Annotated in this window: 13 protein-coding genes; 8 read left to right on the plus strand and 5 right to left on the minus strand. The window is 72.2% G+C overall.

Annotated features, from left to right (window positions below; genetic code table 11):
- Positions 1-53: 53 nt before the first annotated feature.
- Positions 54-3,338 carry a BTAD domain-containing putative transcriptional regulator gene (locus tag ACZ6TI_RS17130; protein WP_465346026.1) on the plus strand — a complete coding sequence of 1,095 codons (3,285 nt, stop codon included), beginning with the start codon at positions 54-56 and terminating at the stop codon, positions 3,336-3,338.
- Here ACZ6TI_RS17130 and ACZ6TI_RS17135 read toward each other — a convergent pair.
- The 3 genes from ACZ6TI_RS17135 to ACZ6TI_RS17145 all read right to left on the minus strand — a co-directional run bounded on the left by ACZ6TI_RS17135 (position 3,335) and on the right by ACZ6TI_RS17145 (position 5,739).
- Positions 3,335-4,054 (minus strand): zf-HC2 domain-containing protein, encoded by a 720-nt coding sequence (locus tag ACZ6TI_RS17135; RefSeq protein ID WP_465346027.1) that lies wholly within the window; start codon positions 4,052-4,054, stop codon positions 3,335-3,337. The two genes, ACZ6TI_RS17130 and ACZ6TI_RS17135, sit on opposite strands and share 4 nt — an antisense overlap.
- Positions 4,051-4,572, minus strand: coding sequence for a sigma-70 family RNA polymerase sigma factor (locus tag ACZ6TI_RS17140; RefSeq protein WP_465346028.1), 522 nt, complete (start codon positions 4,570-4,572; stop codon positions 4,051-4,053). Before ACZ6TI_RS17140 ends, ACZ6TI_RS17135 begins: the two co-directional genes overlap by 4 nt.
- A gap of 162 nt (positions 4,573-4,734) precedes the next feature.
- Positions 4,735-5,739: a neprosin family prolyl endopeptidase gene (locus ACZ6TI_RS17145; protein WP_465346029.1), complete on the minus strand. Its 1,005-nt coding sequence runs from the start codon at positions 5,737-5,739 to the stop codon at positions 4,735-4,737.
- A gap of 688 nt (positions 5,740-6,427) precedes the next feature.
- Here ACZ6TI_RS17145 and ACZ6TI_RS17150 point away from each other — a divergent pair.
- The 5 genes from ACZ6TI_RS17150 (at position 6,428) to ACZ6TI_RS17170 (ending at position 9,846) form a co-directional block, all read left to right on the plus strand.
- The gene (locus tag ACZ6TI_RS17150; RefSeq protein ID WP_465346030.1) at positions 6,428-7,843 is read left to right on the plus strand and encodes a serine/threonine-protein kinase; all 1,416 of its coding nucleotides are present in this window, start codon (positions 6,428-6,430) and stop codon (positions 7,841-7,843) included.
- Between the two features lie 274 nt (positions 7,844-8,117).
- Positions 8,118-8,669, plus strand: coding sequence for a cysteine dioxygenase (locus tag ACZ6TI_RS17155; RefSeq protein ID WP_465346031.1), 552 nt, complete (start codon positions 8,118-8,120; stop codon positions 8,667-8,669).
- 77 nt (positions 8,670-8,746) lie between these two features.
- Positions 8,747-9,094 (plus strand): rhodanese-like domain-containing protein, encoded by a 348-nt coding sequence (locus ACZ6TI_RS17160; protein ID WP_465346318.1) that lies wholly within the window; start codon positions 8,747-8,749, stop codon positions 9,092-9,094.
- A 108-nt stretch (positions 9,095-9,202) separates the two neighbouring features.
- Entirely contained in the window at positions 9,203-9,439 is a 237-nt protein-coding gene (locus ACZ6TI_RS17165; RefSeq protein WP_465346032.1) for a hypothetical protein, read from the plus strand.
- 41 nt (positions 9,440-9,480) lie between these two features.
- Positions 9,481-9,846, plus strand: a complete 366-nt coding sequence (locus ACZ6TI_RS17170) for a hypothetical protein (protein ID WP_465346033.1) — start codon at positions 9,481-9,483, stop codon at positions 9,844-9,846.
- On the opposite strand, the gene ACZ6TI_RS17175 is transcribed toward ACZ6TI_RS17170, so the two are convergent.
- On the minus strand, positions 9,763-11,406 hold the full coding sequence (locus tag ACZ6TI_RS17175; RefSeq protein WP_465346034.1) for an MFS transporter: 1,644 nt from the start codon (positions 11,404-11,406) through the stop codon (positions 9,763-9,765). The genes ACZ6TI_RS17170 and ACZ6TI_RS17175 overlap by 84 nt on opposite strands.
- Before the next feature lie 88 nt (positions 11,407-11,494).
- Here ACZ6TI_RS17175 and ACZ6TI_RS17180 point away from each other — a divergent pair, with 88 nt between their 5' ends.
- Positions 11,495-12,226: a TetR/AcrR family transcriptional regulator gene (locus ACZ6TI_RS17180; RefSeq protein WP_465346035.1), complete on the plus strand. Its 732-nt coding sequence runs from the start codon at positions 11,495-11,497 to the stop codon at positions 12,224-12,226.
- Here ACZ6TI_RS17180 and ACZ6TI_RS17185 read toward each other — a convergent pair.
- Positions 12,207-12,887 (minus strand): hemerythrin domain-containing protein, encoded by a 681-nt coding sequence (locus ACZ6TI_RS17185; RefSeq protein ID WP_465346036.1) that lies wholly within the window; start codon positions 12,885-12,887, stop codon positions 12,207-12,209. The genes ACZ6TI_RS17180 and ACZ6TI_RS17185 overlap by 20 nt on opposite strands.
- Before the next feature lie 71 nt (positions 12,888-12,958).
- Here ACZ6TI_RS17185 and ACZ6TI_RS17190 point away from each other — a divergent pair, with 71 nt between their 5' ends.
- Positions 12,959-16,222 (plus strand): BTAD domain-containing putative transcriptional regulator, encoded by a 3,264-nt coding sequence (locus ACZ6TI_RS17190; protein ID WP_465346037.1) that lies wholly within the window; start codon positions 12,959-12,961, stop codon positions 16,220-16,222.
- Positions 16,223-16,252 lie beyond the last annotated feature (30 nt).

Below are 16,252 nucleotides of genomic sequence, written 5' to 3' on the forward strand. Positions count from 1 at the left end.
CGACAATGTCCCGAGCCGGGGGAGAAATAGGGCAACTACGGCGAGGAGTGACAGTGGGGGGCGATCTACACGCGGAGGTGCTCGGGCAGTTACGGGCTGTCGTCGACGGTGTCGAGGTTGCCCTCGGGCCGTCCCGGCAGCGGGCCGTCTTCGCGGTGCTGGCCTCGCAGGCCGGCCGGGCGATCTCACGTGACGAGCTGGTCAGCGCGGTCTGGGGGGACAGCGCGCCGGCCAGCGCGGGCGGCAGCCTGCACACGTACGTGTCCGGCCTGCGCCGCAGCCTGGGCGCGGCCGCGGATCGTCTCTCCACAGTGGCCGGCGGCTACCAGCTCTCGGCGACCTCGGTGGACGTGGAACGGTTCACCGGCTGCCGCAACGAATCCGTCCGGCGGCTGCGCGAGGGTGACCGGCGGGGCGCCATCGCGGCCCTGGAGGAAGGCCTCGCGCTGTGGCACGGCGAGCCCTTCGCGGGCGTTTCGGGACCATATGTGGAGCAGGAGCGGCGGCGGCTCGGCGAGCTGCGGCTGGGCATGCTCGAGCAGCGTGCGCGCACCGTCCTGGAACTGGGCGGCGGCGCCGGCGAGGTCACCGACCTGCAGGCCCTGGTCCGCGACCACCCGCTGCACGAGGCCCTCTACGAGCTGTTGATGCGCGCGCTGGCCGGGGCCGGGCGCACCGCCGAGGCGCTGGAGGTCTATCAGAACGCCCGGCAGATCCTGGTCGACGAACTGGGCATCGAGCCGGGTCCGGCGCTCCGCCAGATCCAGCGTGACCTGCTGGCCGGCGAGGCCGCCCCGGAGCGGAAGCCGGACGACGTGCCGTGGCTGCAGGTGGTCCCGGCGCACGTGACCCGCTCGCGGTCGGAGCTGCCGTTCGTCGGGCGCGCCGATCAGCTGGAGCTGCTGGCCGGCCTGGTGAACGACCTGGCCGCCGGGCAGGGCGGCACGGTGTGGATCGAGGGCGAACCCGGCATCGGCAAGTCCGAGCTGCTGACCTGCGCGTTCGCTCGAGCCACCGGGTCCGGGTGCCAGCTGGCCTGGGCGGTGGCCGATGAGCTCGGGCAGCGCGTACCCCTGCAGGTCTTGATGGAAGCCCTCGGCCTGGAGACCACCTCGAGCGACACCCGGTTGGCCGCCGCGGCCGAGCGCATGCAGGGTGAGGGCGACTCCGGGCTGCTCACCTTCATCCGCGAGGCCTGCCTGCGTGCGCCGCTGATCCTGGTGGTCGACGACATGCACTGGGCCGACGAGGCCAGCCTGCTGGTCTGGGGCCGGCTCGCCACCGCGGTGCGCCGGCTGCCGTTGCTGCTGGTGGCGGCCGCCCGGCCGGACACCGGGCGGCTGAGTCAGCTGCGCCGCGCGCTGATCGCCCGGGAGGCCCGGATGGTCGAGCTCGAGCCGCTGAGCGTTCCGGACGTCGAGACGCTGATCGGCGGCATCGTGGGGGGCGCGCCGGGCGCGACCTTGCGGGCGCTGGCCACCCGCACCGCGGGCAACCCCCTTTACACCCGCGAGCTGGCTGCCGACCTGGTCCGGCAACGGTCGGTCACGGTGGTCGACGGCATCGCCGAGATCGACGGTACGGTCGCCGACCGCCTCCCGGAATCACTGATCGCGGCGGTCCAGCGCACCCTCGAGTCGCTGTCCCCGGACACCCAGGAGGTGCTGCGCCTGGCCGCGCTGCTGGGCATGGAGTTCGCCGCGGCCGACGTGGTGGCCCTGACCGGCCGCTCCCCCGTGCTGCTCGTCCGCACCTTCGACGAGGCGGTCAACGCGCACGTGATCGTCGAGTCCGGCCAGTTCCTCACCTTCCGGCACCCGTTCCTGCGGCAGGCCCTGCACGACGCGATCCCGGTGCCGCTGCGGTCGACGCTGCGCCGGCACGCGGCCGAGGCGCTGGCCCGGGCCGGCAGCCCGGTGACCCGGATCGCCGAGCAGCTCGCCGCCGAGTCCACGGTGATCGACACCTGGGTGGTCGGCTGGCTGACCGCCAACCTGACCCGGCTCACCAAGCGCGCCGCCCGGATCGCGGGCGACCTGCTGCGCCAGGCGATCGCCACCGACGTGCCCACTCCCGACCAGCGCGCGCTGCTGCTCGTGGCAGCCGTCAAACTGCTCTTCCGCCTCGACGAATACCCCGAGGTGGAGGCCCGCGAGGCGCTCGCGGTGGCGGCCGACCCGGCGGACCGGGCCGAGATGCGCCAGCTGCTCGCCGCGATGCGCTTCCGCCGGGGCGACGCGATCGGCGCCATCGCGCTGCTCAGCGACGCCGTGGACGACGAGTCGGTGCCGCCGATCTGGCGCACCCGGCATCGCATCCTGCTGGCCAACTTCCGCCGCGGCGACCTGACCGATCTGGACAAGGCCGAGCACACCGCGATCGAGGTGCACGACGAGGCCGAGTCGGCATACGAGGCCGCGTTCGCGCTGCAGACCCGCTGGCTGATCGACTCCATCCGCCGCGACCACCTGGCCGCCCTCAGCCACATCGACGCGGCCATCGCCACCATCGGCGACGACGACGGCGCGCTGCTCTACGACCTGCTGGACAACCGGGTGTTCTCGCTGCAGAACCTGGACCGGCTGACCGAGGCCGGCGCCACCATCCGCTCGGCCGCCGACGTGGCCCAGCGCAACGACCTGCCGGCCAGCCTGCAGGTGGCGTCCGCGATCCAGGGCTACTGGCTGGGCCGCTGGGACGAGGCGATGGCCGAGATCAGCATGGTCACCGACGACGACCCGGGCATCACCTTCCACGGCACCCGCGAACCACCCGCGGTCGCGATGCTGCTGCACGGGGTGGCGGCTCTGATCTCCGGCCGCCGCGGCGACCGCAATGCCGCGACCCTGCACCTGGACGCGGCCGAGGCGCAGCTGCCGACCACCAGCGCCGAGCGGGAGAGCTGCGACTTCCTGCTGGTGGCGCGCGCCCTGATGCTGGAGCAACAGGGCCGGGCCGAGGAGGCGCTGGCCGTGCTGACGCCGCTCTGGGACACGTCCTATGCCCCGATGATGTTGCGCCACCAGTGGCTGCCGGACATCGTGCGGCTGGCTCTGGCGGTGGGCAACGACGAGGTGGTGCGCACCGCGGAGGCGATCTGCGCGGAGGAGGCGGCGGCGGAGACCGTCCCGGCGAGGGCGTTCGCGGCCGCCGCGCGGATCCGCACCCTGCTCACCGGCGAGAAGTCGCACGCGATGCGGGCCGCCGAGCACTACCGCTCGGTCGGCCGCATCCCGGAGATGGCCGCCGCGCTCGAGGACGCGGGCGACCCGTCGGCCGTGGAGATCTACCGCGAGCTGGGCGCCGGCTGGGACGTCCTGCGGGCCAAACGCGCCTAATTCAGGTGCGCGGTGCCCAGCACGTGTCCCTGCCGGTCGGCGATCGCGATCGCGCTGACGTTCCGCAACTGGATCGAGCTGGCGCCGATCACCTTGGCGTTGCCGGTCGGCGTCGGTCCCCAGACCGCGGCCTGCTCGGTCTGGCCGCCGTAGTTGCGCACCTGGCAGACGAAGGGGCCGTCGCCCTCCAGCCGGGAGACGTCCAGCGACACCGAGACACCCCAGGTCTTCGGGGTCAGCACCGCCTCGCCGGAGAGACCGCTGCCGGCCGCCGACTCGAACTGCGCGGTGACCAGCTCGGGGCTGGGCAGCACCTGAGGTTGCAGGTTGGACCGGTCGGCGGTCAGCACGCCGAAGCCGATCGCCACCGCGACCAGCACCACGGCCGCGGCGGCCAGCCAGCGCACCCGGGCGATCCGGGTGTCCCGGGACTTTTCGGCCCGCATCCGGCGCAGCAGGCCCTCGATGCGCTCCGGGCTGGGCCGGGTGCCGATCGCCAGGGCCGGCCCGGACTCGGTCGGGCCGCCGTTCGCCCGCACCGCCTCCGGCGCGCTCTTGAGCAGCTCCGGCACCGGCGCCAGGATGTCCAGCTCGGCTCGGCACTCGTCGCAGTCGCGCAGATGCGCGTCCAGCCGGTCGGTGTCGGTCTCGTCGAGGCCGCCCAGCAGGTAGCCGCCGAGCAGTCGGCGCAGTTCGTCGTGATCGCCCAGGCTCATCGCAGCACCCCCATCTCCTCGAACGCGGTTCGCAGAGCTCGGACTGCGTAGTAGGCCCGTGACTTGATCGTGCCCTCGGGAACGGCGAGTTTGCGGGCGGCGTCCGCGACGCTCTGCCCCTCGTAATACATCGCCCGGACGACCGCCTGGTGCTCGGCCGACAGGCGCTCCAGGGCCTCGGCCACCAGCCAGCCCTCGACGAGTTGGTCCACGTTGTCGGCGGACGGCACCGCGTTCACCGCGGTCTCGTCGGCGACCAGGTGCGGCCGGCGCTGCTCGGCCCGCCAGGCGTTGGTGACCACGTTGCGGGCGATGGTGAGCAGGTAGGACCTGGTCCGGCCGGGATCGGTGTCCAGGTGATCGATGTGTTTCCAGGCCCGCAGCAGAGTCTCCTGAACCAGGTCCTCCGCTTTGTGCCGATCACGGACATAACGCGAGATGAAGCTGAGTAGAACCGCGTAGTGCTCTGTGTAGAGCGCGGTCATCAACTCCTCGTCGGGACTAACCCGTCTCTTCATCGCCCGCCCCGGTCTCTGCTCGGCGTTCCGCACGGCCACCTTCTTCTACACCGTCCCGGACGTTTCGGTTCGACCCGGGGGTGCCGTGTTCGCTCGGAAGCGCACGAAAAGATGCCCGGTCCCCCCTCGCCGGGGACCGGGCACCGCCTTCAGCCGCGAGCTCTACGTCTTGCAGTTGTAGCCGTCGCCGCCGTATCGGAACGTGCGATCGGAGAGCCGGTTCACCGCGAAGACCGGCGTGTCGGTCTCCGGGCTGGTCGCTTTGACGGTGACCACCGGTTCGGGGCCGTTGATCAGCGAGATCGTGCCGAACCGGGCCGCCGAGTCGGTGTTGGCGTCGGATCCGGTGCCCATGTCGGAGCAGGGCTTGAGGGTGGTCGAGGCCACCTCACCGAACCACTGGATCAGGCCGGACGAGGTGAACGTGCCGCCCCAGAGCCGGTCCGGGAAGTAGCCGATCCACTCCGAGTCGTACGCGATCCACCAGGCGCCGCCCGAGTATTGGATGCCGAAGCGCTTCGCGACGCCGGTCGGCAGGGTGTCGCCGGCGATCACGGTCTTGCTGTATTGCACCCAGCCACAGGCGTTGTAGCAGGACTCCTTGCCGTCCACCCAGTGATAGACGAACAGGTGCGGGTCCTCGTCACCGTTCACGTTGCGGTCGACCGTCCAGCCCACCTCCACGATCTGCTTGCCGTCCGCGGACTGCACTGCGATCTCGGCAAGGGTGTGGTAGTCGGATCGGTCGAGGAAGGGCTTGCCGATCACGATGTTCGCGTAGCTGCCCTCGGTCTTCGCGTACTGGAAGCCGGACGCGTAGTGGTATTTGACCTCGCGGGAAATGCCGGGGACCGGCTCCGTCAGCACGCCGGTCAACGGCGGCTGGGGCGCGATCGTGGTCTTGCTGTGGCGCAGCGTGCGCGACCGGGAGGTGTAACCCTTCGGACCGAACTCGGGCACGGGGATGTCCGAGGCGGCCTTGGTGGCGGGTGCGATGTCCGCGCCGGTGGCGGCGAGGGCGGCGCTCGTGGCGCCGGGAGCGCCGGACTTCACCTGTTCGGGTTCCTCGCCCCAGGGGAGAACCTCGGGCGGCGGTTCGATGCCGGCGGCGGCGACTTCGGCGACAGCAGCGGGCGGTTCCGGCACCTCGTCGGCGCCGGCGTTCAAGGTCGAGAAGACACCCAGGGAACCGGCTAAGGCGGTGGCTAAGCCGGCGGCTAATAAGCCGCGGCGGGGAATCGACACGTGTCCGTCCTAGTTCATCGGGGGATCGGAGGTTATGGGCGAGGGAAACCTCCGGCACCGGCTCTCGGCGGCGACGCTCACCATATAGCGCTCTCGATTGCGCAGTCGCGGTCTGAACTCCTTTTCCGCCTTAACGGTTGAGGCTGTGGACCGATCTGGTGATGGCAGGACCATTGTGATGGACGGAGCGTGGTCACATGGTTGCGGTGCGCCGATTTCGGCGGGTGTTCAGAAAGAGGCAAACTGCCAAGTGACTCTTTCGTGTCTAGCGTGGCAACCGTGCCCGGCGTGCATGTTCTCGGCTGAGCGTGGGCGGCGCCGAGCCGAACTAGATCAACAGTGGCGAGATGCTCCTTTTGCGCGATGATGTGGTGATCTGGGCGAACGTTCCAGAGTGCACTTACTAACGTTCTTAAATGTCATCCACTTGCAGTTCGCGAATGTCTACAACGGAACAAGTGCCGCGCGTCCACAATTGCCCACATCAGCAATTTTTGATATTCCACGACGCGGAACGCGGGCCTTCCGGACATGTCCACTACATCGAACTCGATCAGATAATCGGAAGGCCGGACCCATCTACCTCGGTGCCCGCGACGAACCACGTCATGTGGACGACCTCGTCAACGATCGCTACCGCCTGCTGGAACTCATCGGCGTGGGCGGCATGGGTCGTGTCTTCCTGGCCGACGACGAGCTGCTGCACCGGCAGGTGGCGATCAAGGAGATCACCCTCGCCGGCTCGCCGGGCGCGATGACCGAGGCCCGGGCCGCGGCCCGCCTCGACCACCCCGGCGTGGTCCGCGTCTACGACGTCATCTGGCAGGCCGCGAGCTGCTGGATCGTGATGGAGTACGTGCCGTCCCGCTCGCTGCACCAGGCCCCGCCGGTCAGCCATCGCGAAGCCGCCCGGATCGGCCTCGGCATCCTCGAAGCGCTGCGGGCGGCACACGCGGCCGGGGTGCTGCACCGCGACGTGAAGCCGCACAACGTGCTGCTCGCCGACGACGGCCGGGTGATGCTCACCGACTTCGGGCTGGCGACCGTGGACAGTGCCGGGCCGGACCCGACGCTCGGCTCGCCGCAATACCTGGCGCCGGAGCGGATCCGTGGCGAGGAGTCCGGGCCGGCCGCCGACCTGTGGTCGCTGGGCGTGACGCTGCACGCGGCGGTCGAAGGCAGGTCGCCGTTCGCCCGGGACACCGCGCTCGGCTCGATGCACGCGGTGCTCACCGGGCCACCGGACGAGCCGGCCAGGCGCGGTCCGCTCACCCCGATCATCGAGCGCCTGCTGGCCAAGGAGCCCGCCGAGCGGCTGACCGCCGCGGAGACCGAGCCGCTGCTGCGCCGGGTGGCCGACCGCACGATGGGCATCTTCCCGGTGCCGATCATGGACGGCCGGCGCCGGCTGACCCGCAGCACCCGGATCACCGTCGCGGTGGCGGCGCTGCTGCTGGCCGCCACCACCGGCACGGCACTGGCCCGGGACGCGGTGTCGGACCGGCCCGCGGCGATGGCCTCCGCGGTCGCGCCGCCCGAGCCGGCCATCTGCGACGACCAGCTGACCGCGGGCGATGTGGTGGTCGCCACCGGCGCCGTCCGCGGCTACCTGCCGCCCGGCTGGGTCCGGCACACCGATCCGCTCGGCTTCGCGATGGCCGTGCCGATGGGCTGGACCAGCGCGACCGACGGCACGGCGACCTGCTTCCGCGACCCCGGGAGCAACAGATCCTTACGGGTACGCACGGACGGCCCGGTGACCGCCGATCCGATCACCGTGTGGCGTGCCGAGGAGAGCGCCGCGCTCGCCGCCGGCACGCTGCCCGGGTATCAGTTGATCAGCATGGCCGCACTGGACCTCAAGCTCGGCGGGGCCGACTGGGAGTACACCTGGCAGCCGGCCTCCGGGCCGCCACGGCAGGAGCGGCGGGTGCTGTTGCGGATGGCGCCGGATCGCGCGTACGCGCTGCGCTGGATCGGGACGGACGAGCCGCTGCTGGGCCTGATGATCGCCAGTTTGAGCTGATCTCACATCGTGGTACCGAATTGACCATGACTCTCCGTCCCGACGACGATGGGCCCATGCAGCGGCAGAGTGTCCTCCTCACCGCCCGCCTGGCGATCGACCTGGCGCGGTGCGCCAGCGCGCGCTGTCCGCGCTGACCAGCGCTTCTTGCATTCCTGATTCCCGCATCCGCCGGATTTCCGGCCGCGTTCGCGCGCGTCTGCGTGCGCTTGACCGCCATCTAGCGGTAAACCTATAGAACTGATAGGCAATATATGCAAAGCGAGGAGCTCCCGTGACCGCGGTCGACATCCGCCCCGCCCTGCTCGCCACCCCCGACGGTTGCGCCGTTCCGCTCGCCGCGCCCGGCAGCCGTGTCGAACGCGCCGACGCCGGGCGGCTCGATCACCTCGCGCTGGCCGAGCGGTACGCGACCGAGCCCGAGCAGTGGCCGGTCGCGCCACGCTTCAATCCACGCGAACGGTGGTATCACCGGCTGGCGTCCGAGCCAGACCACGAGGTGTGGCTGCTCACCTGGCTCCCCGGCCAGGGCACCGACCTGCACGACCACGGCGGCTCGGCGGGCGCGTTCCACGTCTATGCGGGCACGCTGACCGAGGACTCCGTGACCAGCGAGGCGCCGGCCCGGATCGTGGCGCGAGACCTGGGCGAGAGCGCGAGCCGGCGATTCGGCACCCGGCACATCCACCGCATCGTCAACCGGTCGTCCCGGCCGGCCATCAGCATCCACGTCTACGGCCCGGCGCTGACCACGATGACCCGCTACCGGATCACCGACGGCGCCCTCGACGTGGTCACGGTGGAGAAGGCCGGGGTGCAGTGGTGACCGCCCCCGCGCTGCGCACCGCACCCGCCTTCACCGCGCCGCCGCCCGGCTCCACCGGGATCGACGACCTGCTCACGATGGCCCGGACCCGGCTGCGCCGGCTGTCCGCCGAGGAGACCTTCGCGGCGGTCGAGCGCGGCGCGATCCTGGTGGACATCCGCCCGGCCGCCCAGCGCGCCGAGCACGGCGAGATCCCCGGGGCGCTGATCATCGAACGCAACGTGCTGGAGTGGCGGCTCGACCCGCGCAGCGACGCCCGGCTGAGCTTCGCCACCCGCTACGACCTGGAGATCATCGTCACCTGCCAGGAGGGCTACACCAGCTCGCTGGCCGCGGCGGCGCTGCAGGACCTCGGGCTCTCCCGGGCCACCGACCTGGCCGGCGGCTTCGCCGCCTGGCAAGCGGCCGGCCTGCCCACCATCTGAACCAACCACCACCCGAGCCGACCACCGTCGGGTCCAATCGCCAGCCGAGCGGGACGCGCTGGCTCAGGTCGAGGAGCTGGCCGGCGCAGCGTCGAGGAGATCCGGCGGGTGGTCGAGTTGCTGCGCCCGGACGACGCCGACGGGCTCGGTCCGCCGCCGTCGCTCAAGCGGCTGGACGACCTGGCGGCGCAGGTGCGCGGCGCCGGGCTGGACGTGCGCCTGACCGTGGTCGGGGAGCCGGTGGACCTGCCCGCCACCCTGGACCTGTCGGCCTATCTACGAATCCGGGCTCATTCAACCCGGAGATCACTAAGGGGAAACACTTGGGTGGGTTGGTGGTGCTAACACCACTTCGGCGCGGTGTGCGCCTCCCTAGCGTCAGACCTATGAAGCGAATCGGTGTTTTCCTCCTCTGGTTTGCCGGGATCTACTTCGTGGCCCGGGCCGTCGTCGAACCGTTCGTGATCGACCTGAACGACCCGGCCACCTATCAGAACGACTGGGGCGGCCCGAGTCTCGCCGGCGTGCTGCTCGTGCACTGTGGACTCGGCGTGATCGCGGCCGGCCTGATGGCGTGGCGTCTGACCCGCCGCTCCAACCGGCGGCTGCGCAGGTCCACAGCGGACCGGACCGCCCCACCGAAGGAGTCGGACCGGCCCGCCGGGCGGCTAATGCGCGTCGGGCCGGCCCTGTCGCGGCAGCAGGAACGCGGCCGCGAAGGACAGCAGCAGCATCAGGAAAGCCACGCCTAGCGCGGAGACGGTGGCGTCCCGGAAGCCGTCGCGCACGACGCTCCGGGCGTACGCCGAGATGGTTTGATCAGAGCCGGACCCTTCGCAGGAAGCCGGCTGCACGTCGGGGTCGTCCTCGGCCACCCGGTCGTGCAGGCAGGCGCGGATCCCGGCGATCACCTGGGGCTGCCGACCGGCCGGCACGCCCGCGGCGGTGAGGGCCGGCCGCAGTTCCGCGACGGACGAGTCGACGTGCTGGGTGACCGCGCCGGGCAGCAGCCCGAAGAACATCGTGCCCAGCACCGCGATGCCGAACGCGCCGCCCAGCTGCTGCACCGAGGTCAGCGCGCCGGACGCCGAGCCGGTCTCCTCGTCGTCCACCCCGGCCAGCACGATGCTGAAGAACGGCGCCATCGCCAGGCCCATCCCGGCGCCCAGCGGGAAGAGCGCCGGAATCAGCAGCCACGGCGTGATGTCCGAGCCGGCCGACGCCACCGTCAGCGCCAGCCCGGCGGTCGCCACGATCATGATGAGCGTGCCCAGCATCAGCAGCTTGCGCCCGAACTTCTCGGTCAGCCCGGAACCGGCCGCGATGAAGCCGACGACAGTGCCGATCGCCTGCGGGAGCGTGGTCAGACCCGCCTTGAGCGGCGAATAGCCGAGCCCCACCTGCAGATAGAGCGTGCAGACCAGGCCGATGCCGATCAGCGCGGCGAAGAACACCAGGCCGAGCGTCAGCCCGCCGGTGAACGCCCGCTTGCGGAACAGGCTGGGCGTGACCAGCGGGTCGAGGCCGGCCCGCTGACGGCGGCCCTCGAAGACCCCGAACAGGCCGAACGCCACCACGCCGGCCGCCAGCATCACGAAGATCCAGACCGGCCAGCCCAGCTCGCGGCCCTGCACCAGCGGATAGAGCAGCAGGAACGCGGCGACCCCGGCGAGCAGCACGCCGGCCAGGTCGAGGCGCACCCGGCGCTCGGACTTGAACTCGGGCAGGAAGCGCAGCGCGCCGATGATCGCGAAGACGCCGAGCGGCAGGTTGACGAAGAAGATCATCCGCCAGCCGAGCCCGAAGTAGTCCGCGTCGACCAGCCAGCCGGCCAGGATCGGCCCGCCCACCGCGCCCAGGCCCATCACCGGGCCGAACGCGCCGAACGCCTTGGCCTGCTCCTCCTGGGAGAACATCTGCCGGATCATGCCGAGACCCTGGGGCAGCATGATGGCACCGAACAGGCCCTGCACCGCGCGGGCGCCGATCAGCACCCCGGGACTCCAGGACACCGCGCAGAGCAGCGACGCCAGGGTGAACCCGGCCGCGCCCAGCAGGAACATCCGGCGGCGCCCGAAGATGTCGCCGAGCCGCCCGCCGGTCAGCAGGCCGATCGCCATGGCCAGCGTATACGCCGCGCCGAGCCACTGGATCAGGCTGTAGGACCCGCCGATCTCCGCCCGGATCACCGGCCCGGCGATCGTGGTGACCAGCGAGTCCAGCAGATCCATCACCTCGACGGCCAGGATCACGAAGAGCCCGACCCAGCGCCACCGGTACGGCGTCCGGGTCTCCTCGACCAACGCTTGCATGCGACCACCCCGTCTTCAGAACAGTGTTCGTTGTGTACGAACACCGTTCTACGGACGAACACCGTTCGCGTCAAGTACATTGTTCGTGATGGCCGCTACAGACCTCCCCCCGCCGCCGTGGCGCAAGACCGTCGCCGCGCGTCCCCACCGCGCCGACCGCGCGCCGCTGACCCGTGATCAGATCGTCCGCACCGCCCTGAAGATCGTCACCGCCGAGGGCGTCGACGCGGTGAGCATGCGCAGGCTGGCGGCCGAGTTCGACACCGGCCCGTCCAGCCTCTATGCGCACGTGGCGAACAAGGACGAGCTGCTGCAGCTGATGTTCGACGAGATGTGCGCCGAGGTGCCGGTGCCGGAGATCGATCCGGCGCGCTGGCAGGAGCAGATCAAGCAGCTCGCGCGGGACGGCTACCACGCGATGGTCCGGCACGGCGACATCGCCCGCGCCGCGCTCGGCACCATCCCGGTGGGCCCGAACGCGTTGCGGATCTCCGAGGCGATGCTCGCCATGATGGTGGCCGGCGGCCTCACCCCCGAGACGGCGGGGTGGGCGCTGGACCGGCTCTTCCTCTACATCACCGCGGACGCCTACGAGGGCGCGATCCTCGGCTCCCGCCACTCCCTCGCCTCGGAGCAGGACGTGCGGGAGTACTGGGAGGGGTTCGGCGAGCAGCTCGTGACGTACTACGAGGCGCTGCCCGCCGACCGCTTCCCCCTTCTGCGGCAGCACGCGCGCTCGCTGGTCGGCGGCGACGGCGAGGCACGGTTCGAGTTCGGGCTGGACATGTTGATCGACGGGCTCACCAAGCACCGCGGTTGAGTGGCGCGCGGAGCCGCCGGATGCGCTTGGCGTATCGGCGCTTCCCGACCAGCCGCCAGATGACCTTGGCGGGCACCGGCAGGTTGCGCATCAGATCCGCGGCCTCGGCCGGGGTGGCCTCCTCGAGCAGCGCGCCCAGGAAGAACAGCAGCTTGTCCTTGGGCGTCTCGGCCGCGAAGCGCTCGTTCAGGGCGGCGTACTCGGCGACGGTCAGGTGCTCCTCGATCAGCGCGAGCAGGTGGTTCTCCTCGTCGGCGAGGTGCTCGTGCAGGGCCGCGGTGTGCTGCTCCAGCGCCACCGCGATGAGCTCACCGTCGGCCGGCGACGCGGTCCGCTCCCACTGCGGCAGCAACGCGGCCACCGCCTCCAGGCCGGCCGCCACCCCCTCGTGCTGCTTCTCCATCCGCAGCACCAGCTCGGCCTCGAGGTCGACCCGGGCCAGCAGCAACGGCCAGATCAGGTCGTCCTCGGCGGTGTGATGGTGGTGCAGGCCGAGGGCGTAGTCGCGGTAGTGCGCGGCGACGTACCGGGCGCGGTCGATGTCCCCGGCCCGGACGTTGCGGACCAGCCGCGGCATCAGGGCGCTCTCCCGGCGGAAGACGCGGTGGACGACGTGCATGTCATGGGTGTCCGGGCGGTCCCGAACGGTCTGGTCGGTCATGGCACAAACCTTCTGTCACCTGCTTTGCAGCTCACTTGGCGTGCGCTTGGAGCGCCGTATCCTCAACACTCGTGGTGCGCCTGCGCGTGCTCGGCCCGATCGAGGCCGAAGTCGGCGGCCGTCCGGTCGACCCGGGCGGCCCGCGTCAGCGTGCCGTCCTCGCGCTGCTGCTGGTGGGCCGCGGCGAGGTGGTCTCGGTGGACCGGATGATCGAGCAGCTGTGGCGCGGCGAGCCGCCGCCGCGGGCCATCGCGTCCCTGCAGGCCTATGTGTCCAACCTGCGCAAACTGCTGGAGCCCGGCCGGGCCCAGCGCACTGCGGCAACGCTGCTGGTCAGTCGCGCGCCGGGCTATGCGCTGCGACTGCCGGCCGACGCGGTGGACGCCTGGCGGTTCGAGGACCTGCTGCGCGAGGCGCAGCGGCAGGCGGCCGACGCGCCCGCCCGCGCGCTGGACCTGATCGGCGAGGGCCTGGCGCTCTGGCAGGGCCCGGCCTATGCCGAGGTGGCGGACGAGGAATGGGCCGCCGCGGAGGCGGCCCGCCTGGGCGAGCTGCGGCTGGCCGGGCGCGAGCTGGCGGTGGATCTGACGGTACGGCTGGGCCGCGCCGCCGAGGCGGTGCCGACCGCCGAGCTGCTGGCCCGCGAGCACCCGCTGCGCGAGGAGGCCTGGCGGTTGCTGGCGCTCGCGCTGTGGGCGACCGGGCGCCAGGCGGACGCGCTGGCCGCACTGCGGACCGCCCGGCGCACGCTCAGCGAGGAGCTGGGCCTGGACCCGGGTCCGGCGCTCGCCGCCCTGGAGGACGCGATCCTGCACCAGCGCACCGAGATCATCGAAACGGTCGCGCCGGCCCGGACCGCCGTGGCCGTCGAGGAGCAGGTGGACGGCGTCTTCGTCGGCCGCGTCCCGGAACTGGACCGGCTGTGGGCGCTGACCGGGCGGGCCCGCGCGGCGGGCGGCGTCGGCCTGATCACCGGGGAGGCCGGGCTGGGCAAGTCGAGCCTGCTCGTCCGGATCCGCGGCCGGCTGCTGGCGGACGGCTGGACGGTCGCGGTCGGTCGCTGCCCGGAGACCGACGGCGCACCCTCGGCCTGGGCCTGGGTGGAGGCGCTGGGACAACTGGCCGAGCGGCATCCGCCGCCCGACGCGGCGGCGGTCGCGGCGCTGACGAAGGCGTCCGCCCCGATGGCGGACGACGCGTCGGCCGGGCGGTTCCGGCTGCATCGGGCGGTGCTCGACTGGCTGCGGCTGGCCGCCGCGCGCGAGCCACTGGCGGTGCTGCTGGACGACCTGCATCGCGCCGACGGCGAAACCCTCGCCCTGCTGGAGGCGGCGGCCCGTGAGCTGGCCGGGGTGCGGGTGCTGTTGCTGGTCGCCTATCGGCCGGCCGAGGGCGGCGAACGGCTGGAGGAGGCGCTCGCGCAGCTGGCCCGGCGCGAGCCGGAACGGGTGGCGCTGACCGGCCTGGCCCCGGTCGAGGTGGGTTCGTTGGTCGCCGCCGTGCACGGGCACCCGGTGGACGGCGACACCGTGCGGGCACTGGCCGAGCGCACCGGCGGAAACCCCTTCTACGTCAGGGAAAGCGCCCGGTTGTTGCGCAGCGAGGGCGCGCTGGTCGCGCTGGCGGAGGTCCCCGAGGGGGTACGCGACGTGCTCCGCCGCCGCCTCGCCCGCCTGCCCCAGGCGGCGGTGTCGGTGCTGCGCCTGGCCGCCGTCCTCGGCCGGGAGTCCGAAGTGGACGTGCTGGTCGCCGCCGCCGAGACGGACGAGGACACGGTCTACGACGCACTGGAGACCGGCGTGGTGGCCGGACTGCTCGGTGAGCCGGCGCCGGGCCGGGTCCGGTTCGCCCACGCGCTGGTCCGCGACACGCTCTATGCCGACCTGACCCACCTGCGCCGCTCCCGGATGCACGGCCGGGTCGCCGCGGTGATCCGTGACCTGCATCCGGACGACCTGGCCGCGCTGGCCCACCACTACGCGCACACCGCCGGCGCCGACGATCTGGCCGTCGACTACGGCGTGCGGGCCGCCGAGGAGGCCGAGCTGCGCTATGCCCACGACGCCGCGGTCCGCCTGCTCGACCGGGCGCTGGTCGCGCTCGATCGGCTGCCCCGTGACGAGGATCGGCGCAGCGACCTGCTCGGCCGGCTGCTCCGCGCGCAGCTGCGGGCCGGCGCGCTGACGGCCGCCCGGCAGACCCGGCAGCGAGCGCTCGACGCGGCCCGCGCGGCCGGCCGCGACGACCTGCTGATCGCCGCCTTCACCGCGTGGTCCGAGCCGATCCCGTGGCAGGCCCGGCAGTACGGCGTGGTGGACCGGCCGGTGGTGGACACCGTGGCGGCCCTGCTCGACCGGGCGGACCTCGATCCGGAAACCCGGATCCGACTGCTCGACACCCTGGTCAGCGAGCTGGCCGGCGAAGACGACCCGCGAGTGCTCGCCGCCGGCGAGGAGGCGATCGCGCTGGCCCGGCAGACCGGCGAGAAGCAGATCCTGGCCTTCGCGCTGGCCACCGGAATCAAGGCGACCCAGATGGACCACCACACCGACCGGCGGCGCGAGCTGGCCGCCGAGCTCGAGGGCCTCGCCGAGAGCCTTGGCCTGCCGGCCTTCCACTGGTACGCGGTCTACGCCCTCGCCGCGGCGGCCGGCCTCGGTGGCGACCGGGCCGAGCTGCGCCGCCGACTCACCCAGGCGGACGAGCTCGCCCGCCGCTTCCGGATGACCGAGGCGGAGGCGATCCACCGCTTCAGCGAGGCCCGGCTGCTGCACGTGGCCGGGCGCTTCGAGGAGTCCGAACAGGTCTACCTGGCGGCGGCCGACCGGCTCGGCCGGGCCGGGTCGGTGCACGCCGCCGGCTTCGGTGTCATGGCGGTGACCACGCTGCGGCTGAGCCAGGGCCGGATGGCCGAGATGGAGCCGGCCATGCGGGAGACGGCGAAGCACTACCGCGACGCCCTGGATCCGCTCGTGCTGGCGATGATCGCGCAGGGCCGGACGGAGGAGGCCCGGGCGATCCACGTCGACCTCGGCCCGGTCCGGCCGGACTTCTTCTTCACCATCTTCGCGACGTTGCGGGCGCTGGCCGTGGTCGCGCTGGGCGAGCGGGACCGGGCCCCTGGGCTGATCGAGCTGCTGCGGCCGGTCGCGGACCAGATTCCCGGCGCGCTGAGCTGCACGCTCGCCCTGCAGCCGGTCGCGCAGACGCTGGGCGAGCTGTGCCGGCTGGCCGGGTGCGAGGACGAGGCGCGCGAATACTTCCGGCAGGCCGAGAGGGTCGCCCTGCACTGGGATGCGCCGCACTGGGCCGAGGCCGCACGCAGGGCTCTTTAGTCACGCTCAAGTGCGCGCCAAGTGCCGGGT

It is taken from the genome of Actinoplanes sp. NPDC051388 (assembly GCF_055586225.1).

What these genes read in the sequence shown, in the direction of transcription:
- ACZ6TI_RS17135 (WP_465346027.1), bottom strand. Translation starts at nt 4,054, where the DNA reads ATGAGCCTGGGCGATCACGACGAACTGCGCCGACTGCTCGGCGGCTAC.
- ACZ6TI_RS17140 (WP_465346028.1), bottom strand. Translation starts at nt 4,572, where the DNA reads ATGAAGAGACGGGTTAGTCCCGACGAGGAGTTGATGACCGCGCTCTAC.
- ACZ6TI_RS17160 (WP_465346318.1), top strand. Translation starts at nt 8,747, where the DNA reads ATGGCCCGGACCCGGCTGCGCCGGCTGTCCGCCGAGGAGACCTTCGCG.
- ACZ6TI_RS17170 (WP_465346033.1), top strand. Translation starts at nt 9,481, where the DNA reads ATGAAGCGAATCGGTGTTTTCCTCCTCTGGTTTGCCGGGATCTACTTC.
- ACZ6TI_RS17175 (WP_465346034.1), bottom strand. Translation starts at nt 11,406, where the DNA reads ATGCAAGCGTTGGTCGAGGAGACCCGGACGCCGTACCGGTGGCGCTGG.
- ACZ6TI_RS17180 (WP_465346035.1), top strand. Translation starts at nt 11,495, where the DNA reads ATGGCCGCTACAGACCTCCCCCCGCCGCCGTGGCGCAAGACCGTCGCC.
- ACZ6TI_RS17185 (WP_465346036.1), bottom strand. Translation starts at nt 12,887, where the DNA reads ATGACCGACCAGACCGTTCGGGACCGCCCGGACACCCATGACATGCAC.